The following is an 18,851-nucleotide window of genomic DNA, read 5'->3' on the forward strand; positions in this document are numbered from 1 at the left end:
ATGTATGAGGATGACTACGCCGTCGCCGTGCCGTTCTACGACCTGTGGCACGGGGACGGGCACGTCCCCGCCGTGCGCGAGCAGCTTCCGCCGCTGCTGGAGGGGGTGCGCCGCGCCGTCATCGAGATCGGCGCGGGCACCGGCCTGATCACCGAGGTGATCGCCAGGGAGACGCCGGCCGAGATCTTCGCCGTCGAGCCGTCGCTCGGCATGCGCTCGGTCCTGGTCAACCGCCTGGCCGCCGACCCCGGTCTGCTGCGCCGCGTGACCGTCCTGCCCTGCGGGGCCCTGGACGTGGAGGTCGACGAGCCGGTCGAGGCGATCGTGATGATCTCCGTGCTGCAGAGCTTCTCCGCCGGGGAGCGGGCCGAGCTGTGGCGGGTGCTGGCCAGGCAGCTGGAGCCGGGCGGGCGGCTGGTGTTCAACTGGCGCGAGCGGGCCGCACCAGTGCCTCGTGACTCCGTGCCAGGCGAGCTCGCCGTCATGGCCTCCTACCAGGTGGGCAGGCACGACTACGAGATCGCCGGCCAGGTGATCGAGGTCGCGGGCGAGAGCGTCACCTCGCGCTTCCGCTACCGGGTCAGGCAGCGCGGCGTGGTGATCAGCGAGGACGAGGTGGTCAGCACGAGCCACTGGCCGGCCGGCGAGCTGCTGGAGTCCGAGCTGGCGAAGGCCGGCTTCACCCGGGGCGAGGCTCCCGACGGCCTATATGTCTGGCATCTGGCGAAATAGTGGGAACCGGTCTCCCGCATGCGGCCAAGAACAGGATGACCGCATGAGAGAGGACCGGCACAGTGGTGGGTGTTCAATACGTGCCTGAGACGCTGGACGACTCGACGTTGATCGGGCATTCGCTCAGCGACCCGGAGCGATTCGCGGCGTTGTTCGACCGGCACGCCGACGAGATCCACAGGTACGCGGCCCGCCGTCTCGGGGGCGAGCTGGCCGATGACGTGACGGGCGAGGTGTTCCTCGTCGCGTTCCGGGGGCGAGCGCGTTACGACCGCTCGTGGCCGGACGCCAGACCCTGGCTGTACGGCATCGCGACCAAGGTCGTCGCCCAGCACCGCAGGGCGGAGCGGCGGCGCACCGCGGCCATGGCCAAGGTGAGCGTGGAGCGTCCTGGGACGTTCGACGACCGCAGCGCCGACCGGGTCACCGCCGAGCAGCTCCAGCCTCGCCTGGCCAGGGCGCTGACCCGGCTGAGCGCCGGTGAGCGGGATCTGCTGCTGCTGGTGGCCTGGGCGGACCTGAGCTACGAGGACGCGGCGCTCGCGCTCGGCGTGCCGATCGGCACCGTCCGGTCCAGGTTGCACAGGCTCCGCGTCAAGGTGCGCAGGGCACTCGGCGGCATCGATCCCTTCGCAGAGGAGTCCCGTGATGGATAGACCCGATGGACCTGGCACGGACGGCGGCGGCGCGGACCGGCGCGACAGCGAGTGGCCCAACGTGGGCGGGCCCGGCGTGAACCGGCCTGACGTGAATCAGCCTGGCGTGAGCCGGACTGGCTCGGATGAGGATGAGATCCGGGTGTTCGCCGACGGGCGGCCCGCGGTGCCGCCGTATCGGGCGGAAGCCCGTGCGCGGGCGCGGGAGCGGCTGCTGGGGGAGGCCGGGCAGCGGCACGGCACGTTCCGCTTTCGCCTGCCGCGGCTCGGTCTGCAGGCCGCGGCCGCGTTCGGGGTGACGGTCGTCCTGGTCGGCGGTGTGGCCGTGGCCCTGTCGAACCAGGGCGCGGGCGGCGTGGACCCGGCCGCGCCGGTGACGCAGTCGGCCGTCGTGTCGTCCGAGACGCCGTCCGGCGAGCTGAGCCCGCGCCCCGGCCAGTTCATCCTGGTCGAGTCCAGCACCATGTACGGCATGTTCAGCATGGGGCAGAAGGGCGAGGTGGAGTCGCGGCAGCTTTACCGGACGAACAGGAAGATCTGGCAGTCGGTGGACGGCAGCGCGAATGGGCTGCTGTTCATCGAGGAGCTCGCTTCCAAGCCCTGGCCAGGACAGTCGCTGCCCGACCAGGCCGAGCGGGGTGAGCCGGGCTCGACCTGGCACACCCTGGCGTCGTGTCCCGCCCAGCTCGGGGAGGCCCGCCTCGACTACGCCTTCCTGAGCACCCTGCCGGCCGACGCCACCGCGATGCGGGAACGCCTCTACCGGCTGAGCGGCGGCCCCCACATCGAGGCCAAGGGCATCGACGCGGACGAGGCCGCGTTCAACCAGGTGGGGGACATGGTGAGGGAGACGTACCTGCCCAGGGCCCAGCGGGACGCGCTGTTCGAGGCGGCCAAGTCGATCCCCGGCGTCGAGGTGGCCGAGGGGGTGGCGGACGGGTCGGATCGGAAGGGGGTCGCGCTCGCGCTGCCCGCGCGGGGCGGGACGCTGCGGCAGTTCATCTTCGACCCGGAGACGCACCTGTATCTGGGGGAGCGGTCCACGGTCGTGGACGCGAAGGCCGCCGTCGCGCCCAAGGGCAGCGTCGTGGGGTTGTCGGCGCAGACGAAGGTGTCGGTGGTGGACGAGCTGCCGGAGGTCACGGTGTCCACCAAGGGCGACGCGGCCTGCGCCACGCCTGAGCCGCTGCCGTCGGACGCCCCGGCCGCCGAGCCGGCCGTCACTCCGCCCAGCGAGTTCCCCAGCGGGGCCCCGACCGGGTCGCCCCAGGTGACGGCGCCTGCGGAGCAGCCGGTTCCGCTGCCCACGGGGTCTCCGCAGGTGACGGCCCCTGCGGAGCAGCCGCCTGTGGACGGCGTCGCGAAGACGCCGGAGGCCGCGCCGACCACGGTCCAGCCGACGAGCAGCACCGCCCCTGAGGCGGCTCCGGCCGGCGGCTGACCACGAAGCCGGGCGACCGGGCGCATGCGTCGGCGGTCAGCCGCGTGAAACACGGAGCCGGGTGACCAGATGCATGTGTCGGCAATCAGCCGCGTGAACCACGGAGCCGGGTGACCGGGCGCACGTGTCGGTGGCCGGCCCCGTGAACCTCAGGAGCGTTTCCCTGGACAGGCCCCAGCCACGTGTGGTGGCTGGGGCCTGCCGTGCGGAGCCGTAAAAGAGGAATCAACCGGTCTTGAGCTCATAGAGAGCGTCGGCGAGCTGGCCGATCGCCCAGAGCAGGTCGTCCTCGGAGATCACGATCGGCGGCGCGAGGCGGATCGTCGAGCCGTGCGTGTCCTTGGCGAGCACCCCCCGCTTCATCAGCGCCTTCGACACCTCGCGCCCGGTCGCGATCGACGGGTCGATGTCCACGCCCGCCCAGAGCCCGCGCCCGCGCACCTCGATCACGCCCTGACCGATCAGCTCGCGCAGCCGCGTGTGCAGCACCTCGCCGAGCTTGGTGGCCCTGGCCTGGAACTCGCCGGTGTTCAGCAGCTCGATGACCGCGTTGCCGACCGCGCACGCCAGCGGGTTCCCGCCGAACGTGGACCCGTGCTGCCCCGGCTGGATGACCCCGAGCACGTCCCGGTTCGCGGCGATGGCCGAGACCGGCACGACGCCGCCCCCGAGCGCCTTGCCCAGGACGTAGATGTCCGGCACGACCCCTTCGAAGTCGCACGCGAACGTCTGCCCGGTTCGCCCCAGCCCGGACTGGATCTCGTCGGCGATCATCAGGATCCCCTCGGCCGAGCAGAGCGCGCGTACCTCGCTCAGATAGCCGTCCGGCGGCACCAGCACCCCGGCCTCGCCCTGGATCGGCTCGACCAGGACGGCGACCGTGTTCGCGTCGGCGGCCTGCCTGATCGCGTCCGCGGAGCCGTAGCGGACGACCCGGAAGCCCGGCGTGTAAGGGCCGAAGTCGTCGCGCGCGTCCGGGTCGGTGGAGAAGCTGATGATTGTGGTGGTGCGGCCGTGGAAGTTGCCGTCCATGACGATGATGTTCGCCTGGTCCGGCTCCACGCCCTTGACCTGGTAACCCCACTTGCGCGCCACCTTGACGGCGGTCTCGACGGCCTCGGCGCCGGTGTTCATGGGCAGGATCATGTCCTTGCCCGTGAGGTCACCGAGCCCGGCGCAGAACTGCGCGAACTGGTCGTGGTAGAAGGCCCGGCTGGTCAGGGTCAGGTTCTTGAGCTGCTCCTGAGCGGCCTCGATGATCTTCGGGTGGCCGTGGCCGAAGTTGAGCGAGGAATAGCCGGACAGGCAGTCCAGATACCGCTTGCCCTCGACGTCGGTGACCCAGGCGCCGTGCGCCTCATGGATCACCACGGGAAGTGGATGGTAGTTGTGCGCGCTGCGGCGCTCGCTCACTTCGATCAGCTCTGCGCTGGTGGTCATGTCAGTTTTCCCCCCTGATCTCAAGTGTGCAGCACTTGGGGCCCCCACCCGCTTTACGCAGCTCCGACAGATCGATCGGGATCACTTCGTACCCGAGTCGCTTGAGCTGCAGCTGGAGGTTGGAGGCCTCGGCGCTGACGATCACGTTCGTGCCGTCGCTGACCGCGTTCAGCCCGAGCACCTCCGCGTCCTCGGCGGTGGCGAGCACCGCGTCGGGGAACATCGCGCGCAGCACCTCCTGGCTGCCCGCGGAGAAGGCCTGCGGGTAGTAGGCCACGTTGCGGCCGTCCAGCGGGAACAGCGCCGTGTCCAGGTGGTAGAAGCGCGGGTCGACGAGCTTCAGCGAGATCACGGGCCGGCCCAGGTATTCCTGCGCCTCCTGGTGGGCGACGACCTCCGTGCGGAAGCCGGTGCCGGCCAGGATGACCTCGTCGAGAGTGAGGAAGTCGCCCTCGCCCTCGTTCACATGGCTCGCGTCGAGCGTCGGATAGCCGCGCTCGGCGAACCACCGCAGGTAGGCCGGGCCCTCGGCGCCGCGCTGCGGATAGGCGAACTTGGCGCCGTAGACGCGGCCGCCGACGACCAGGGCGCCGTTGGCGGCGAACACCATGTCGGGCAGCCCGTCGATCGGGTCGATCAGGCTGACGCGGTGTCCGAGCTCCTCGTACGCCGCCTTCAGACCCTCCCACTGCCGGACCGCCACATCGCGGTCCGAGCCCCGCTCGGGGTGCATCCACGGGTTGATCGCGTACTCGACCGTGAAGTACTCCGGGCGGCACATCAGGAAGTGTTTGGGCATGCAGCTCTCCGTCGTGATTTACCAGGTGAAACCCCATTGGGGGGACGGGAGACAGCCTAAGAATGCATGTTTATGCAGGCCAAGTAGTCGGCATTGCGTCTTGGCGCGGGTTCGTTGCGTCTTTCAGCCAGTGGGGCCCGGTCCGTTGCGCGGCTCGGGCGGAGCCGTGCCAGGCGGTGCGTCAACGAGCCGGGAAAGCACGATGGAGCTCTTGGTACGCACCACGAACGACTGCGACGCGATGCGCTCGATCACCCGCTCCACATGACGGACGTCGGTGGCCCTGATGTGCAGCAGCGCGTCCGCCTCTCCGGTGATCGTGGCGGCCCCCACTACCTCGGGAAACTTGGCCACGGCCAGCGCGATGTCCGACGGCTTGGTCTTGCCCTGGCAGAACAGCTCCACATACGCCTCGGTCGTCCAGCCGAGCGCCTGCGGCGCCACCAGCGCGCTGAAGCCGGTGATCGCGCCGCTCTCGCGCAACCGATCCACCCGCCGCTTGACCGCCGACGCGCTCAGCCCGACCTGATGCCCGATGTCGGCGTAGGTCGCGCGGGCGTCCTCGACGAGTGCCGCGATGATGTCACGATCCAGCCGATCCAGTTCCACGCGCTCTGTATACCGCCTGGCCAGGCTGGCGCGCGACGAGCGGCGCGCGGGACACTGGGTCATCTAACGTTCGCCGGAGGGTATTCACCATCATGAGCACAGCAGGCTTCCCCGAAGGATTCGTCTGGGGAGTGTCGACGTCGGCTTTCCAGATCGAGGGGGGCATCTCCGCCGACGGGCGCGGCCCGTCCATTTGGGATGGCTTTTCCGCCGACCGGGTGGAGGCGTGCGATCATTACCACCGCCACCCCGAAGACGTGCAGCTCATGAAAGACCTCGGAATGGCCGCCTACCGATTCTCGGTGAGCTGGGGGCGGATCCTGCCGGACGGCTCGGGAACGGTGAACAAGGCCGGGCTCGACTTCTACGACCGGCTGCTCGACGAATTGCTCGCGGCGGGCATCACGCCTTATGCGACCCTCTATCACTGGGATCTGCCGCAGGCGCTCGAGGACAAGGGCGGCTGGCCGCTCCGCGACACCGCGCGCCATTTCGCCGACTACGCCGCGGCCGTGCACGACCGGCTGGGCGACCGCGTGGACACGTGGTTCACGCTGAACGAGCCGTGGGTGGCGGCCTTCCTCGGCTACGGCTCCGGCATCCACGCGCCGGGCAGGAAGTCGGCCGCGGACGCGTTCACCGCCGCGCACCACATGCTGCTCGCGCACGGGCTCGCCGTGCAGGCCCTGCGCGCCGGCGGGGCCTCGAAGATCGGCGTCGTGCTCAACAGCTCGCCCGTCCTGACCCCCGCCCAGGTGAGCGACTTCGGCAGAGAGCTGTCCGAGGAGGACGCCGAGGCCGTGACCAGGATCGACGCCCTGGCGAACCGGCAGTTCCTGGACCCGATGCTGCGTGGCTCCTACCCGGCCGACCTGATCCCGGTCATCGAACGCAGCGCGGGCCTCGACCACATCCTCGACGGCGACCTCGACCTCATCGCCCAGCCCATCGACCTGCTCGGCGTCAACTACTACACGCCGCTGGTGGTGCAGGCGCAGCCCAGCGAGCCCGCCGACCCGGCTTTCCCGGGCAGCGAGGGCATCCTTTTCTGTACGGTCCCGACGGCGGTCACCGCGATGGGCTGGTCGATCGTCCCCAATTGCCTCTCCCTGACCCTCGGCCGCCTTTCCCGCGAATATCCGGGCATCGATCTGATGGTCACGGAGAATGGCGCCGACTTCGTGGACGTGGTCACCGGTGACGGCATCCACGACGTCGACAGGATCAATTTCATCGAGGAGCACCTGCGCGCGCTGAAAGGCGCGATCGACGACGGCGCACCGGTCCGCGGATATCTCGTCTGGACGCTGCTCGACAATCTCGAATGGTCCGACGGATATCAGCGCAAGTTCGGCCTCGTCCACGTGGACTTCGCCACCCAGCGGCGGCGGATGAAGGACAGCGCGCTGTGGTATCGCGACGTGATCGCGCGCAACGGGCTGCCCGAGACCCGCCAGAAACGCCCCACGCTGGAGACCGTGGCCGCGCGTGCCGGGGTCTCCAGGGCCACGGTCTCGCGCGTGGTCAACGGCGAGGCGTCGGTCAGCCCGGAGGTTCGCGCGGCGGTGATGCAGGCCGTCGGAGAGCTCGGCTACGTCCCCAACGCGGCCGCGCGCAGCCTGGTCACCCGCCGCACCAACGCGATCGCCCTGGTCCTGTCCGTCCCCAGGCAGGGCGGCGACCCGCTGACGGCCGCCGTCGTCCAGTACGTCACGAGCCTGCTGGAGGGTGCGGGCAAGCAGATCACGCTCATGCTGGCCGACACGGCGGAGAGCCATCGCCGCATCGTCGCGCACGTCGAGGCCGGATTGTCGGACGGCGTCGTGCTGCTGCCGCCGGACAGGGCCGACACCCTGGCCGAGCGGCTCTCGCGTACCGGGGTGCCGGTCGTGCTGCTCGGCAAGCCGTCGATCGCGTCGCTGGTGCCGTACGTGGACGTGGACAACGCCGGCGGTGCGACGGCCGTCACCGAGCACCTCATCGCGCGCGGGCGCCGCCAGATCGGCATGATCTGCGGTCCCATGGACCTGATCGCCGTCCAGGACCGCCTGGCCGGGCACCGGACGGCCCTGCAACGCGCGGGCATGCGGCCGCTCCTGGCGCTGGCCGACGACCTGACGCGCCCGTCAGGCGCGGCGGCGGCGCAGCGGCTGATCGGCGACAACCCGTCGCTGGACGCGATCTTCGCGGCCGGCGACCAGCTCGCCATCGGCGCGCTGCAGGCCGCGCGGGAGGCCGGGCGGCGGGTGCCGGAGGAGCTGGCGATCGTGGGCTTCGACGACGTGGACGCCGCCTCGGCCACGACTCCGGCGCTCACCACCGTCCGCGTTCCCGTCGCCGACCAGGCGCTGGCGCTCGCGCGGCTGATGCTGTCGCGGCTGGAGGGCCGGCAGACCACGTCCGTGGTGCTCCCGGCCAGGCTCGTGGTCAGGGACTCGACCTGAGCCCCGGTGGTGGTCACGAGCTGCGCGGCCGTCGTCAGGCGAGGCCCTCGAACAGGCTGGGGAAGACCTTGGACACCTTGGCCAGCAGGTAGTCCCCGTAGGTGCCGGTGAAGTCGACCTGGCCGTCCCAGCGGTGGCCGGGCGCGTAGGGAAGGGGCGGGACCTCGCTGTCCCACCCGGGGTCGAAGAAGAACGGATAGCTGAGGCGCTCGTTGCCACTGCGGTTGCGCACGCGGTGCGGGGTCGAGCGGTATTGGCCGCCGGTGAGCTTGTCGAGCATGTCGCCGATGTTGCAGACGAACGTTCCGTCCAGCGGCGGGGCGTCGATCCAGCCGCGTGCGGTGCGTACTTGGAGGCCGCCGTTGGAGTCCTGGAGGAGGAGGGTGAGCAGGCCGTAGTCGGTGTGCTCGCCGACGCCCCAGGCGTCGGGGTCGGGCGGGGCGGGCGGGTAGTGAAATATCCGGAAAAGGATGGTCGGATCGGCCGTGTAGCCGGTACGGAAGTAGCCCTCCTCCAGCCCGAGGCTCAGCGCGACGCCGGACATGACCGCCTGGGCCACCCCGGTCATCGTGCCGAGGTACTCCAGCACCGCGTCCCGCAATTCGGGCACCTGGGACGGGAACAGGTTCGGGCCGTGCAGCGGCAACGGTCCCGGCGGCTCCTCGGCGCCGAAGTAGACGCCCTCCTTCAGGTCCGGCCGCCCCGAGGTCAGCTCGCCGCCCACGGGGAAGAAGCCCCGCCAGGCCCGGCCGCCCCGCTCCATCGAGATCTCGGCCTTGACCTCGTCCGGCAGGGCGAAGAAGCGGCGGCTCGCCTGGTCGAGCCGGGCGAGCAGGTTCGGCGGGACGCCGTGTCCCGAGACGTAGAAGAAGCCGTTGTCCCGGCAGGCCGCCCCGATGGCCTCGGCGACGGCCCGCTTGCCGGAGCCGACGCCGAGCCCGTCGTTGGGGTGTCGGTCGGCGAGGAGTGGCGCGACATCGATCACCGGTAGTTCGCTCACATCACCATTCTCACCCGTGCCGCCTCCGGCATGATTCCCCCCAACCCCGGCGTCGGGACTTAGCATCGAAGCCAGGACCCCGTGCAGGAGGCCAGATGCGCTTCATCCGCCGGATGCAGGACGAGCCCGCCGAGCCTGGCCAGATCACGCGCATCGCGCCCGCCGTCGGCTACGACGGCGACCTCTACCATCTGCCGGACTGGCCGCAGCGCCGCCAGGAGGAGCGCGAGCTCGGCCGCGCGCACGCCACCGACGGCCAGATCGACACGCTCACCCTCCAGACCGGCAGCGTGCCGCGCTTCCACGAGCTGGAGGACGAGCGGCTGGAGGAGCTGGCCAGGATCGAGGACCGTACGGAGCAGGAGGCCCAGCGGGCGCGGGCCGAGCTCGAGTCCCAGAAGATCAGGCTCGGGGAGTCGCAGCGCACGTTCGGCGAGGCCCGCAAGGCGCTCGACGACAGCCAGCACCGCGTCACCGAGCTGGAGCAGCCCAGCCGGCGTCCCGGCGACGGCCGCCCCAGCTCCATCGCCATCTCGGGCAGTCACTGGCCGGTCATCCGCCACTGGCTGCCCGCCGCGCTCCTGCTGCTGCTCCTGCTGATCGTCGAGGTGCCCATCCTCTACCAGGTGATCCTGAGCTGGGGCGACAGCATCGCGATGACCGCCCTGCTCGCCGCCGGCGCCGCTCTGATCATGCTGGTGGCCCCGCATATGTACGGGCGGGCGTTCCGGTCCTGGCAGGAGCACGGGAGCTCGGCCAAGGGCCGCTGGCTGCTGGCCGGAGTGGCGCTCGTCTGGCTGGGACTGATCGTCGCGGTCGCCGTCCTGCGCCGGGACGCCCTGGTCAAGCCCTTGATCGTGGACGGCCAGGAGATCGGGCCCACCTCGGACGGCGTGGGCCAGCTCCCCACCATGATCCTCCTCCTGGCCCTCCTGGTGGCCACCGCCCTGATCGCCGCCGACCTGGGCCGCAGGATGCACAACCCGAACGACCGCCGGCTCAGGGAGCTCCGGGCCAAGCGCGACGCCGAGGCCAGGACCTGCGCCACCGCCCAGGCCGCCTACCAGCGGGACGCGGGCTATGCGGAGAGCGTCGCCCAGTTCCTCCAGGCGGTGGACCGGCGCAAGGCCAGCCGGTTGCGGCAGCTGGACAGCGGGTTCGACAGCCTGGCGACGGCGTACCTCGGGGGAGTGGTCGAGGGGCTGAGGGATCCGGAGGCGGCGAGCTGGGCCGAACGCATCGTCCTCCGCCGCCGCACCCGCTCCTGACCCGGACACGCCGCGCGCCGCAGTCGTGCTGCCGCCTCCTGAACCCCCACGCGTGAAGCAGCCGCCGAGCGCTGGGCTCGGCGGCTGCGATGGGTGGGGTCACGCGGTCGAGAAGGTCAGCCAGTTGACGTTCACGAAGTCGGCCGGCTGGCCGCTGCTGAAGGTCAGATACACCGTGTGCGTGCCGGTCACGCCCGTGATGTTCGCCGGCACCGTACGCCAGCTCTGCCACCCGCCGGTGTTGGCCAGCGCGAAGTCGCCGATGACCGCGCCCGTCGGACTGTCCAGCCGGACCTGCACCAGCCCGCTGACGGCGGCCGCCGCCCCCGAGGCCACCCTGGCCCTGAACTGCCTGGCCGCCTCCGAGCCGAAGTTCACCCCGTCGAAGCGGAGCCAGTCACCGTTGGAGATGGCCCCGATGTTCTGACCGCCGCCCGTGTCGGTGGTCGTCTCGACGATGGTGCCCGACTGGGCCTGGTAGCGCTCGGCCTGGATGGTCGAGCGGGCGTCGACGCCTCCAGGAGGCACGGTCGGGGTGACGGTCGGAGTCGGGCTCGTGGTCGTACCGCTCTGCCACACCGCCACGTAGTCCACCATCATCGGCCGGCCCGGCACGGTCGCCGCCGTCGGCGTCTGGCCGGCCAGGGCGTTGGGGAAGGCGCCGCCCATGGCCACGTTCAGCAGCAGGAAGTAGCCCGCGTGCCCGGTCATGTTGGACCAGGTCGCCGCGTCGAACTGCGACTGGTTCACGCTGTGGAACTGCTGGCCGTCCACGTACCACCGCAGCTGGTTCGGGCTGACGCTGCGGTCCCACTCGAAGCGGTAGGAATGGTAGGCGGCCTGGCAGGTGGAGCCGGGGCAGGCCCGGTTGGCGGCGAGGCCGCTGGTCTCGTTGCACGGCCCGCCCGGGTTGACGCCGCAGTGGAGGACGCCCCAGACGGAGTTGATGCCGTTGACGTTCTCCATGATGTCGAACTCGCCGATGCCCGGCCAGTTCCAGTAGTTCCCCCGGTACGGCGCGCCCAGCGCCCAGAACGCGGGCCAGTAGCCGAGCGCGGCGTCGCCGGTCACGTTCGGCATCTGGATGCGGCTCTCGATGCGGAGGACGCGTCCGTCGGCGGGCTTGAAGTCGGCGCGCCTGGTCTCGACGCGGGCCGAGGTCCACTCGCCGGAGGCGCTGCGCAGCGGCGTGATGCGCAGGTTGCCCGCGCCGTCGAGGCTGAGGTTGGAGGTGCTGGAGGTGTAGTTCTGGATCTCGCCGGTGCCCCAGTTGCCCGGGCCGCCCGGGTACGCGTGTCCCGTGTCGACGATCCAGTTGGACGACGAGGGCAGGGTGTTCGCGCTGCCGTTGAAGTCGTCGGACCAGACCAGCGACCAGCCCGCAGGCGTGGCCGGGACGGCGGCTGAGGCACTGATGGCCACCTTGACGAGCAGGCCGGTGAGTGCCAGGAGCACCGCGGCCACTGCCGCAAGGCGGCGCCGGTGCCGGGTGGTTGTCGTCATTCCTGCTCCAGAGGGGGGTGTGGAGGCGTGAGAGAGAGCGCTCTCTCAGCCGATGTGAACACGGCGTTTACTTCCTGTCAATATTCCGCACCGGCTGGGGCGTGCCGCCGTGATGCCTCTGGAGAAACAGTGGAGAGCGCTCTCGGATCAAGGACAGTCCGGAAGTCGGCGCCGGTGTCATGACGGGGTGCCGGACCCGTGACGGAGAACCTCTCAGAGCAGGTCTGCCGTGGTCGCGCCGGCCGCCTCGAACGCCTCCTTCCAGAAGCCTTCGAGCAGGGGGAACCGGTCAGGGCTCGACGTCTTCTCCCGCAGGAATCCGTGGACGACCACTGCATATCCGGTCAGGTCGGGCAGCAGACGCGCGTTCTTCAGCTCCTGGATCTTCTGCTTGCGTGCGTCCTCGTTCAGGTCGAGCTTGTTGATGTCCAGGTCGCCACGGTTGTTGATCAGGTCGCTGAACACGATGATCTGGTGGGCCTGATCCGGCCGCCGTTGCGCGCTGAGCTGCTTGACCAGGTAACGCAGCGCGCCCAGGACGTCCGACCCCTGGCCCTCGGCAGGGCAGTCGAACAGCTTGACCGCCCTCGGCAGCACCTCCGTGATGCGGTGCGCTCTGACGCGGTCCTCGACCATGGGGTTGTCGTTGGGGTTCTCGGACTGGGTGGCGGCGATGGCGACCGGGTCCTGGCGGCAGGTGCTGCTCTCCGAGCTGCCGGTGACCGCCGCGAAGGCGATCCAGTCGCAGTCCTGGGCGAAGGGCGGGAGCTTGGAGGTGACGTCGGCTCTTGACGTGGCGGGGTCGGCGTAGCTGGTGGAGTCGACGATCACGCCGCAGACGCCCTTGGCCTCCGTGCCGCACGCGGCCACGCCCGCCAGCATCAGGCCCAGCGCCGCCACCACCGCCCCCACCCGCCTTCTACTCCTCCGCCGGGCTTCACGCCCAACCCCGTGCGTGGCCTCTTGCTGGTCGGTCCTGCGCCTGGCCCCTTGCCTGGTGCTTTGCCGGACCCATCGGCTGGCCCCATGTCCGGGCCGCGCGCTCAGGGACGCGCGCGGTCGCGGGGTCCCCTCGTCGCCGCTCTCCTCCGCCATCAGTCGCCTTCCTGCCGGTCTCGCCAGGGCTCCCACTCGCTTGGGGCGTCGCGTTCGCTGGTGGCCGTCCGCGCACCCGGGGCGTCCGAGCCGGTGCGACGGCGGTCGGAGGCCGTAGTGGTGCCGGGCACGTCGGTGTTGCGTAGATCGTCCGGGTCCTCCCCCGTGCGCCACGCCGCGCGACCGTGCGGGACCTCACGGACGTCCTCAACATCCAGGACATCCTGAGCGTCCCGATCAGCCGGGGCGTCCCGAGCGTCCAGTTCCTCCTCAGCGTCCAGGGCGTCTTCGGCGTCGAGGGCAGTGTCCAGGGCGTCTTCGGAGGTCAGGGGGGTCGGGGCTGGTGGCTCGCCCTCGGCGTCTGCGGGGGCAGGGGACAGCTGATGGTGCTTTCCGCTCGGCAATTCTGCGGGTCGGCCGGCGTGCGGGTCCCGGGGCAACTCCCTCTGAAGCTCTCTCGGCAGGACCTCGGCGTGCCACACCTCGATCCGGTCCTCGACCTCGCGCAGGATCCGCCCGATCTCCTGGCGCCCCGAGATGGCCGCAGGGCTGTCGCCCGTGGCGTTCACCGCGATGACCTCGCCCTTCCACAGGGACGGGATCTCCTCCTTGCGCGGATGGGCCTTCAGCACGCCGCTCTTGTAGGCGGCGATGAGCTGTTCGGCCCTGGCGTGCACGGCCTCCACCTCGTGGTCGCGCTCGATCAGCGCGCTCTCCCACTCCTGGGTGAGGTGCTCGATGCGGGCCCGGGCGCGCTGCACGCTGGCGTTCGCCTCTTCGACCACGACTCGCCGCCGCGCCTCGGCCCGCCGTGTCCTGGCCTCGGCGATGGAGATGAACGGGTCAGGTGGGGCGGCGTCGGGTGCGGAGGCGGAGTGGCCGTTCGTGTACGCGGCCGGCTCCGGCCGGGTGTCGCTTCTGCCCAGCTCCCGCAGAATGATCTCGCGCGCTCCCAGCGCCCGATCGAGTAAGGCCGTACGCGCGGCGGCGAGTCGCCGGTCCACCTCGGTGACCTGTTCGCGGGCACGGGCACGGAGCTCCGTGACGTAAGAAGGTTGGAACTCCGGATCCGTGAACTCGCCTAAAGGGTGTTCGCGGGCGTCCCGCATCCCCCGCCGACGGGCCTCCTCCCGCTCGGCCGGCGGATCGCCCCGCTTGAACAGCCGCGACAAGAACGCCATCCGCGTCTCCTGGCTCCGGCCGGACCGGCACCCGGCCCGAGTGTTCCTGAACCCAGACTAATCGGCCACTTCCCGGAATGGTGGTGATGTCACCTCATGGCGCGGTGTCCTGCGTGACCACGTAACCGGCCCACGTTGCGCCGTTACGGCGGTCAGCCGGTGAAGGGTCAGCGACCGTCTCCTGGAGGGCCACCAGCCCCGTGCGGCGCGTGGCGGTCCGCCGGCGCAGCCGTACAGGATGGGGGTGGTTTCAGGCGTGCGTGCGGCGCCCTGAAAGGCGGCAAGAGACGTCAAATGCGTGCGGCGCCGCATGGAGCTTGCGGCGCCGCAGATGCAGCCGTTCACAAAGCCGCACATAACGTGGCGGGGTCAGCCCTTTTCGGCCTCGCCGGTGGCCTGTTCGAGGGCATCTTCGGGGGAGGCCTCCAGGTCCTGTTCGGCGTCGGCGCCCGCCTGGGCGGAGGCCTTGTCGAGGCGCACCCAGCTCGTCACGCTCTCCACCGCGAACAGCACGAACAGGTACGCCGTCAGCACCGCCAGCACCGGCGTCAGCACGTCGAAGGCGGCCCCGGCTCCGATGATCAGCAGGCGCAGCTCCCAGCCGAGCCCCGCGTAGAAGACCCACGCGGGCGGCCAGATGCTCTGCCGCGTCCGGTAAACCGTGTCGTAAGTGTGATATCCCACGACATAAACCAGCACGAACAGCAGCCACTTGGGCGCCTCGCCCGCCAGGCCGATCGCGATCATGGTGAAGAACTCGGCGCCGCGCAGCAGCGGCGGCGTGAGCCAGTCGAAGCGGCCCAGGTGGTCGCGCGGCGTCGTCGGCAGCACGAGCAGCAGCATGATCGCCACCGGCACGAGCAGGATCGGGCCGGATCTGGGCAGGCCGGTGACGGTTATGGCGATGACGGCCAGGAAGGCGATGAGCGTGGCCGGCACGGGCGGCAGGCCCTTGCCGAGCTTGCCCGTCAGCGCGTGGGCGAGCGGGCCGTCGTCGCGGTAGGCGAGCAGGCGGGCGGTCTGGATGCGGCGGCGTTCCTCGTCGGGGTCCGGCGTGGGGGTGGCCATGGCCTGCGGTGCGGTGATCATACGAGCGACCTCATGAGGCGTCCGGTGAGGGTGTAGGCGGCGGCGACGGAGCCCCAGATCACCAGCGTGAGGAAGGTGATCCGGGCGTCGAAGAGGGCGGCGGTGATCGCGATGGCCGCGAACCGCTCGCCGATGGGGAACACGATCATCTTGCGCGCCCAGTGGACGGCGCGGAACTTGCCCGCCCTCGTCCACATCTTGAGCACGCCACGCAGACCCTGGCTGCGCTCCACCTTGCGGCGGACGAGCGCCTGGCGCAGGCTGCGGTCGTCGGGGGCGTCCAGCGGCACGGTGGGCAGCGGGGACGGGGCCTTGCGGCGGTTGGAGATGCCGAAGGAGAAGTCGAGCAGGTGACGCACCGACTGCAGGCCGATCGCGGCCAGTGCGAGGATCCAGATGTCGTCGCCGTTGCCGGAGACCACCCAGCCGACGGCCAGGCCGGCGAAGACGACATATTCCTTGAACCGGTCGAACGTGGCGTCCAGCCACGCCCCCAGCACCCCGAACTTGCGGGCGTAACGGGCGACCTGCCCGTCGACGCAGTCGAAGACGAAGGCGAAGTAGATCAGCACGCCGCCCAGCACCATCCACGGGCGGTCGCCGGTGGCGAAGCAGGCGGCCGCCGCCACGCCCAGGACGATCGAGATCAGCGTCACCTGGTTGGGCGTCAGCCCGCGCCTGGCCGCCCAGCGGGCGATGAAGCGGGAGTAGGTGGAGACGAAGTACGTGGTGAAGAAGCCGTCGGCGCCCTTGACCGCGTGGTCGAGCCTGGCCCGGTCCTCGTTCATGCCGGCCATCTCGGCGCCGGCCTCGTTGATCTCCTCCTGGGTGGTGACCCGGCGGTAGAACAGGTCGCGGCGGCCCCGGATGCCGACCGACACGCCGTTGCGCACCAGGCCGAACACGATGAGCTGCATCAGGTCGTCGTCCTCGCCGAACCCGTCGGCCAGGTCCGCCAGCTCGCGGCACGTCTGCGCCAGCACCGGCGCGTTGCGCGCGCTCAGGTGCAGCGGGCCGAGCAGGACGGCGTTGGGCCTGGTCACGGCGTGGCGCGCGGTGCCGACCGACACGACGCGGGACTTGCCGACGCGCGAGCGCACGGGCAGCCCCTCAAGGTGGTTGAGGCCGATCTCGGGCTCTGCCTCGTCGATCGGTACGGACTCCTCCTGAGAGGTGTCCTCCTGCGCGTCCTCTGCCACCCCCAGACGCGGCTCCTTGGCGACGAGTGCCAGCGCGCCGCGCTTGGCCTTGCTGATCTGGTAGATCAGCTCGTCGTGCACCACCGAGTTTTCCGGGATGATGAACAGGTTCTCCGTTGCGGACTCCGCGACGTCGGCCAGCGCGCGCAGAGCGGCGGCCACGTCGCCTGACTCGATCGCGGCTGGTCGCGGATCCATGGTCGTGAGCTGGCTGCGCAGCCGCTCGGCCACGGTGGGGTTGCCGGGTAGCGCGGCCAGCCTCAGGCCGGTCGGAGAGGTGTCGGGGCCGGGCGGGGGGCCCAGCAGGACCACGCGGGTCATGACTCCCTTTCGAGGCAGTTGCGGGGGGTTGAACAACGGGTGATGCGGGGACAGACGTCAAAGTCTAGTGAGGGTCACGCAAAGTCGGGTCACCAGAGCATGCCCGTAACGTCCCGTCCGCCGGTATAGAGAGCGGCCGTAAGATGTCCGAGTGAGTCTCTACCGTGACGAAGGCGTGGTTCTGCGTACACAGAAGCTCGGAGAGGCCGACCGTATCATCACCATCCTGGCGAAGCGGACGGGGAAGATCCGGGCCGTGGCGAAGGGCGTGCGCCGCACGACCTCCCGCTTCGGGGCCAGGCTGGAGCCGTTCACCCATGTCGACCTGCAGCTTCATGTCGGGCGTACGCTCGACATGGTCACCCAGGCGGAGACCATCAGACCCTACGGGGAGACGCTGGCCGCCGACTATCCCCGCTACACCGCCGGCAGCGCGATGCTGGAGACCGCCGACCGGCTGACGCAAGGGGAGAAGGAGCCGGCGCTGCGGCAGTTCCTGCTGCTGGTGGGCGGGCTGCGCACGCTGGCCGACCGGGAGCACGAGGCCAGGCTGGTGCTGGACGCCTACTTCCTGCGCTCGCTGGCCGTGGCCGGCTACGCCCCCGCGCTGGACGCCTGCGCCAAGTGCCGGGCGCCGGCGGTCAGGGCGTTCGCCATCGTCGCGGGCGGCGTCGTGTGCGGGGCCTGCAAGCCGGCCGGCTCGGCCGCTCCCGCCGGAGAGACGATCGGGCTCATGACGGCGCTGCTGCGCGGCGACTGGGCCACCGCCGACGCCTCGCAGTCCCGCCATCGCAGCGAGTGCAGCGGGCTCGTCGCCGCATATCTGCAATGGCACCTCGAACACGGAATACGCTCTCTCCGACACGTGGAAAGGGAGCCTGTGTGAACGTACGACCTCCGACCCCGCATCCGTCGGGCGCCATCCCGCCGCCGATCCCGCGCGAGCTGGTGCCCGATCATGTCGCCATCATCATGGACGGCAACGGCCGCTGGGCCAAGGCGCGGGGCCTGCCACGCACCGAGGGGCACAAGGCGGGCGAGTCCTCGCTGTTCGACGTCATCGAGGGGGCTCTGGAGCTGGGAGTTCCCTATCTGAGCGCGTTCGCGTTCTCGACGGAGAACTGGCGGCGCTCGCCCGATGAGGTGCGGTTCCTCATGGGGTTCAACCGCGACGTGATCAGGCGGCGGCGCGACGAGCTCAACGCCATGGGCGTGCGCGTGCGGTGGGCCGGCCGGCCGGGGCGGCTGTGGAAGAGCGTCATCTCCGAGCTGCAGGCGGCCGAGGAGATGACGATCGCCAACCGCAAGCTGACCTTGCAGTTCTGCGTCAACTACGGCGGGCAGGCCGAGATCGTCGACGCGGCGGTCAAGCTGGCCGCGGACATCGCGGCGGGGCGGGTGAAGCCGTCCAAGGTCAACGAGAAGGTGTTCGCCCGCTATCTGGACGAGCCGGAGATCCCGCCGGTCGACCTGTTCCTGCGTTCGTCGGGTGAGCAGCGTTTCTCCAACTATCTGTTGTGGCAGTCGGCGTACGCGGAGATGGTCTTCCTCGACCGGCTGTGGCCCGACTTCGACCGCAGGGACCTGTGGGAGGCGTGCGAGATGTACGCCAAGCGCGACCGCCGCTACGGCGGGGCCATCCCCAACCAGGTCTAACCTGCCGCCTGCCCGCGATAACGGCCGGGCGCCGTCCCGAACTCCCGCTTGAACGCCTTGGCTAACGCGAACTCCGAGGCGTATCCGGTCCGCTCCGCCACCGAGCGCAGCGGCAGGTCGGAGTCGCGCAGGGCCGCGCCCCAGCCGGTCGCCAGGTCGCCGGGCCGGCTCTCGTACCAGGTGCGCAGGATGTACGGGAGCAGGACGTCGAGCAGCGCGGACGTGGCGGCGTCCGCGCCCGCCCCCGGTGCGGCCCCGCACATCATCTCGATCGCCGGCCCGGGACCGTCTTGGTGGAGGCGGCCGACGGGGGAGCCGTCGTCGAAGCGCGGGTTCGCGTCGGTCAGCGGCGTGCTGATCGCGTCGGCGAGCCCGTGACCCAGCTCCCGCGGCAGGAACACCACGTCACCCACCCCAG

17 protein-coding genes are annotated in these 18,851 nt (G+C 70.6%); 7 read left to right on the plus strand and 10 right to left on the minus strand.

Annotation, left to right across the window (positions count from 1 at the left end):
* The 3 genes from ABEA43_RS04200 to ABEA43_RS04210 all read left to right on the plus strand — a co-directional run bounded on the left by ABEA43_RS04200 (position 1) and on the right by ABEA43_RS04210 (position 2,829).
* Entirely contained in the window at positions 1–732 is a 732-nt protein-coding gene (locus ABEA43_RS04200; RefSeq protein WP_345558850.1) for a class I SAM-dependent methyltransferase, read from the plus strand.
* A gap of 80 nt (positions 733–812) precedes the next feature.
* A complete protein-coding gene (locus ABEA43_RS04205) occupies positions 813–1,388 on the plus strand; it encodes an RNA polymerase sigma factor (protein ID WP_345558852.1) in 576 nt (191 codons plus the stop codon).
* Positions 1,381–2,829 carry a CU044_5270 family protein gene (locus ABEA43_RS04210; protein WP_345558853.1) on the plus strand — a complete coding sequence of 483 codons (1,449 nt, stop codon included), beginning with the start codon at positions 1,381–1,383 and terminating at the stop codon, positions 2,827–2,829. The genes ABEA43_RS04205 and ABEA43_RS04210 overlap by 8 nt, the downstream gene beginning before the upstream one ends.
* Positions 2,830–3,054: 225 nt before the next feature.
* Here the strand turns inward: ABEA43_RS04210 and rocD are convergent, their stop codons facing one another.
* The 3 genes from rocD to ABEA43_RS04225 all read right to left on the minus strand — a co-directional run bounded on the left by rocD (position 3,055) and on the right by ABEA43_RS04225 (position 5,677).
* Complete coding sequence (rocD, locus tag ABEA43_RS04215; RefSeq protein ID WP_345558855.1) at positions 3,055–4,269, minus strand: ornithine--oxo-acid transaminase; 1,215 nt, start codon at positions 4,267–4,269, stop codon at positions 3,055–3,057.
* A 1-nt stretch (position 4,270) separates the two neighbouring features.
* A complete protein-coding gene (ddaH, locus tag ABEA43_RS04220; RefSeq protein ID WP_345558857.1) occupies positions 4,271–5,068 on the minus strand; it encodes a dimethylargininase in 798 nt (265 codons plus the stop codon).
* A 123-nt stretch (positions 5,069–5,191) separates the two neighbouring features.
* On the minus strand, positions 5,192–5,677 hold the full coding sequence (locus ABEA43_RS04225; RefSeq protein ID WP_345558859.1) for an Lrp/AsnC family transcriptional regulator: 486 nt from the start codon (positions 5,675–5,677) through the stop codon (positions 5,192–5,194).
* 92 nt (positions 5,678–5,769) lie between these two features.
* Here ABEA43_RS04225 and ABEA43_RS04230 point away from each other — a divergent pair, with 92 nt between their 5' ends.
* Positions 5,770–8,121, plus strand: a complete 2,352-nt coding sequence (locus tag ABEA43_RS04230; protein ID WP_345558861.1) for a GH1 family beta-glucosidase — start codon at positions 5,770–5,772, stop codon at positions 8,119–8,121.
* A gap of 34 nt (positions 8,122–8,155) precedes the next feature.
* Here the strand turns inward: ABEA43_RS04230 and ABEA43_RS04235 are convergent, their stop codons facing one another.
* Complete coding sequence (locus ABEA43_RS04235; RefSeq protein ID WP_345558863.1) at positions 8,156–9,121, minus strand: isopenicillin N synthase family dioxygenase; 966 nt, start codon at positions 9,119–9,121, stop codon at positions 8,156–8,158.
* Positions 9,122–9,216: 95 nt separating this feature from the next.
* On the opposite strand from ABEA43_RS04235, the gene ABEA43_RS04240 reads away from it, so the two are divergent.
* The gene (locus tag ABEA43_RS04240) at positions 9,217–10,389 is read left to right on the plus strand and encodes a hypothetical protein (RefSeq protein ID WP_345558865.1); all 1,173 of its coding nucleotides are present in this window, start codon (positions 9,217–9,219) and stop codon (positions 10,387–10,389) included.
* Between the two features lie 99 nt (positions 10,390–10,488).
* On the opposite strand, the gene ABEA43_RS04245 is transcribed toward ABEA43_RS04240, so the two are convergent.
* The 5 genes from ABEA43_RS04245 to ABEA43_RS04265 form a co-directional block, all read right to left on the minus strand.
* Positions 10,489–11,892: a glycoside hydrolase family 16 protein gene (locus ABEA43_RS04245; protein WP_345558866.1), complete on the minus strand. Its 1,404-nt coding sequence runs from the start codon at positions 11,890–11,892 to the stop codon at positions 10,489–10,491.
* A 213-nt stretch (positions 11,893–12,105) separates the two neighbouring features.
* The gene (locus ABEA43_RS04250; RefSeq protein WP_345558868.1) at positions 12,106–12,804 is read right to left on the minus strand and encodes a vWA domain-containing protein; all 699 of its coding nucleotides are present in this window, start codon (positions 12,802–12,804) and stop codon (positions 12,106–12,108) included.
* A 182-nt stretch (positions 12,805–12,986) separates the two neighbouring features.
* Positions 12,987–14,168, minus strand: a complete 1,182-nt coding sequence (locus ABEA43_RS04255; RefSeq protein ID WP_345558870.1) for a hypothetical protein — start codon at positions 14,166–14,168, stop codon at positions 12,987–12,989.
* A gap of 369 nt (positions 14,169–14,537) precedes the next feature.
* Positions 14,538–15,257 carry a DUF5941 domain-containing protein gene (locus tag ABEA43_RS04260; protein ID WP_345558872.1) on the minus strand — a complete coding sequence of 240 codons (720 nt, stop codon included), beginning with the start codon at positions 15,255–15,257 and terminating at the stop codon, positions 14,538–14,540.
* The gene (locus tag ABEA43_RS04265) at positions 15,254–16,777 is read right to left on the minus strand and encodes a CDP-alcohol phosphatidyltransferase family protein (protein ID WP_345558874.1); all 1,524 of its coding nucleotides are present in this window, start codon (positions 16,775–16,777) and stop codon (positions 15,254–15,256) included. Before ABEA43_RS04265 ends, ABEA43_RS04260 begins: the two co-directional genes overlap by 4 nt.
* A 151-nt stretch (positions 16,778–16,928) precedes the next feature.
* On the opposite strand from ABEA43_RS04265, the gene recO reads away from it, so the two are divergent.
* Together recO and ABEA43_RS04275 are read left to right on the plus strand one after the other, a co-directional pair.
* The gene (recO, locus tag ABEA43_RS04270; protein ID WP_345558876.1) at positions 16,929–17,663 is read left to right on the plus strand and encodes a DNA repair protein RecO; all 735 of its coding nucleotides are present in this window, start codon (positions 16,929–16,931) and stop codon (positions 17,661–17,663) included.
* The gene (locus tag ABEA43_RS04275) at positions 17,660–18,433 is read left to right on the plus strand and encodes an isoprenyl transferase (protein WP_345558878.1); all 774 of its coding nucleotides are present in this window, start codon (positions 17,660–17,662) and stop codon (positions 18,431–18,433) included. Before recO ends, ABEA43_RS04275 begins: the two co-directional genes overlap by 4 nt.
* Here ABEA43_RS04275 and ABEA43_RS04280 read toward each other — a convergent pair.
* Entirely contained in the window at positions 18,430–18,837 is a 408-nt protein-coding gene (locus tag ABEA43_RS04280) for an AraC family transcriptional regulator (RefSeq protein WP_345558880.1), read from the minus strand. The genes ABEA43_RS04275 and ABEA43_RS04280 overlap by 4 nt on opposite strands.
* Positions 18,838–18,851 lie beyond the last annotated feature (14 nt).

Origin of the sequence: Nonomuraea rosea, from assembly GCF_039539705.1 — a bacterium.
Classification (GTDB): domain Bacteria; phylum Actinomycetota; class Actinomycetes; order Streptosporangiales; family Streptosporangiaceae; genus Nonomuraea; species Nonomuraea rosea.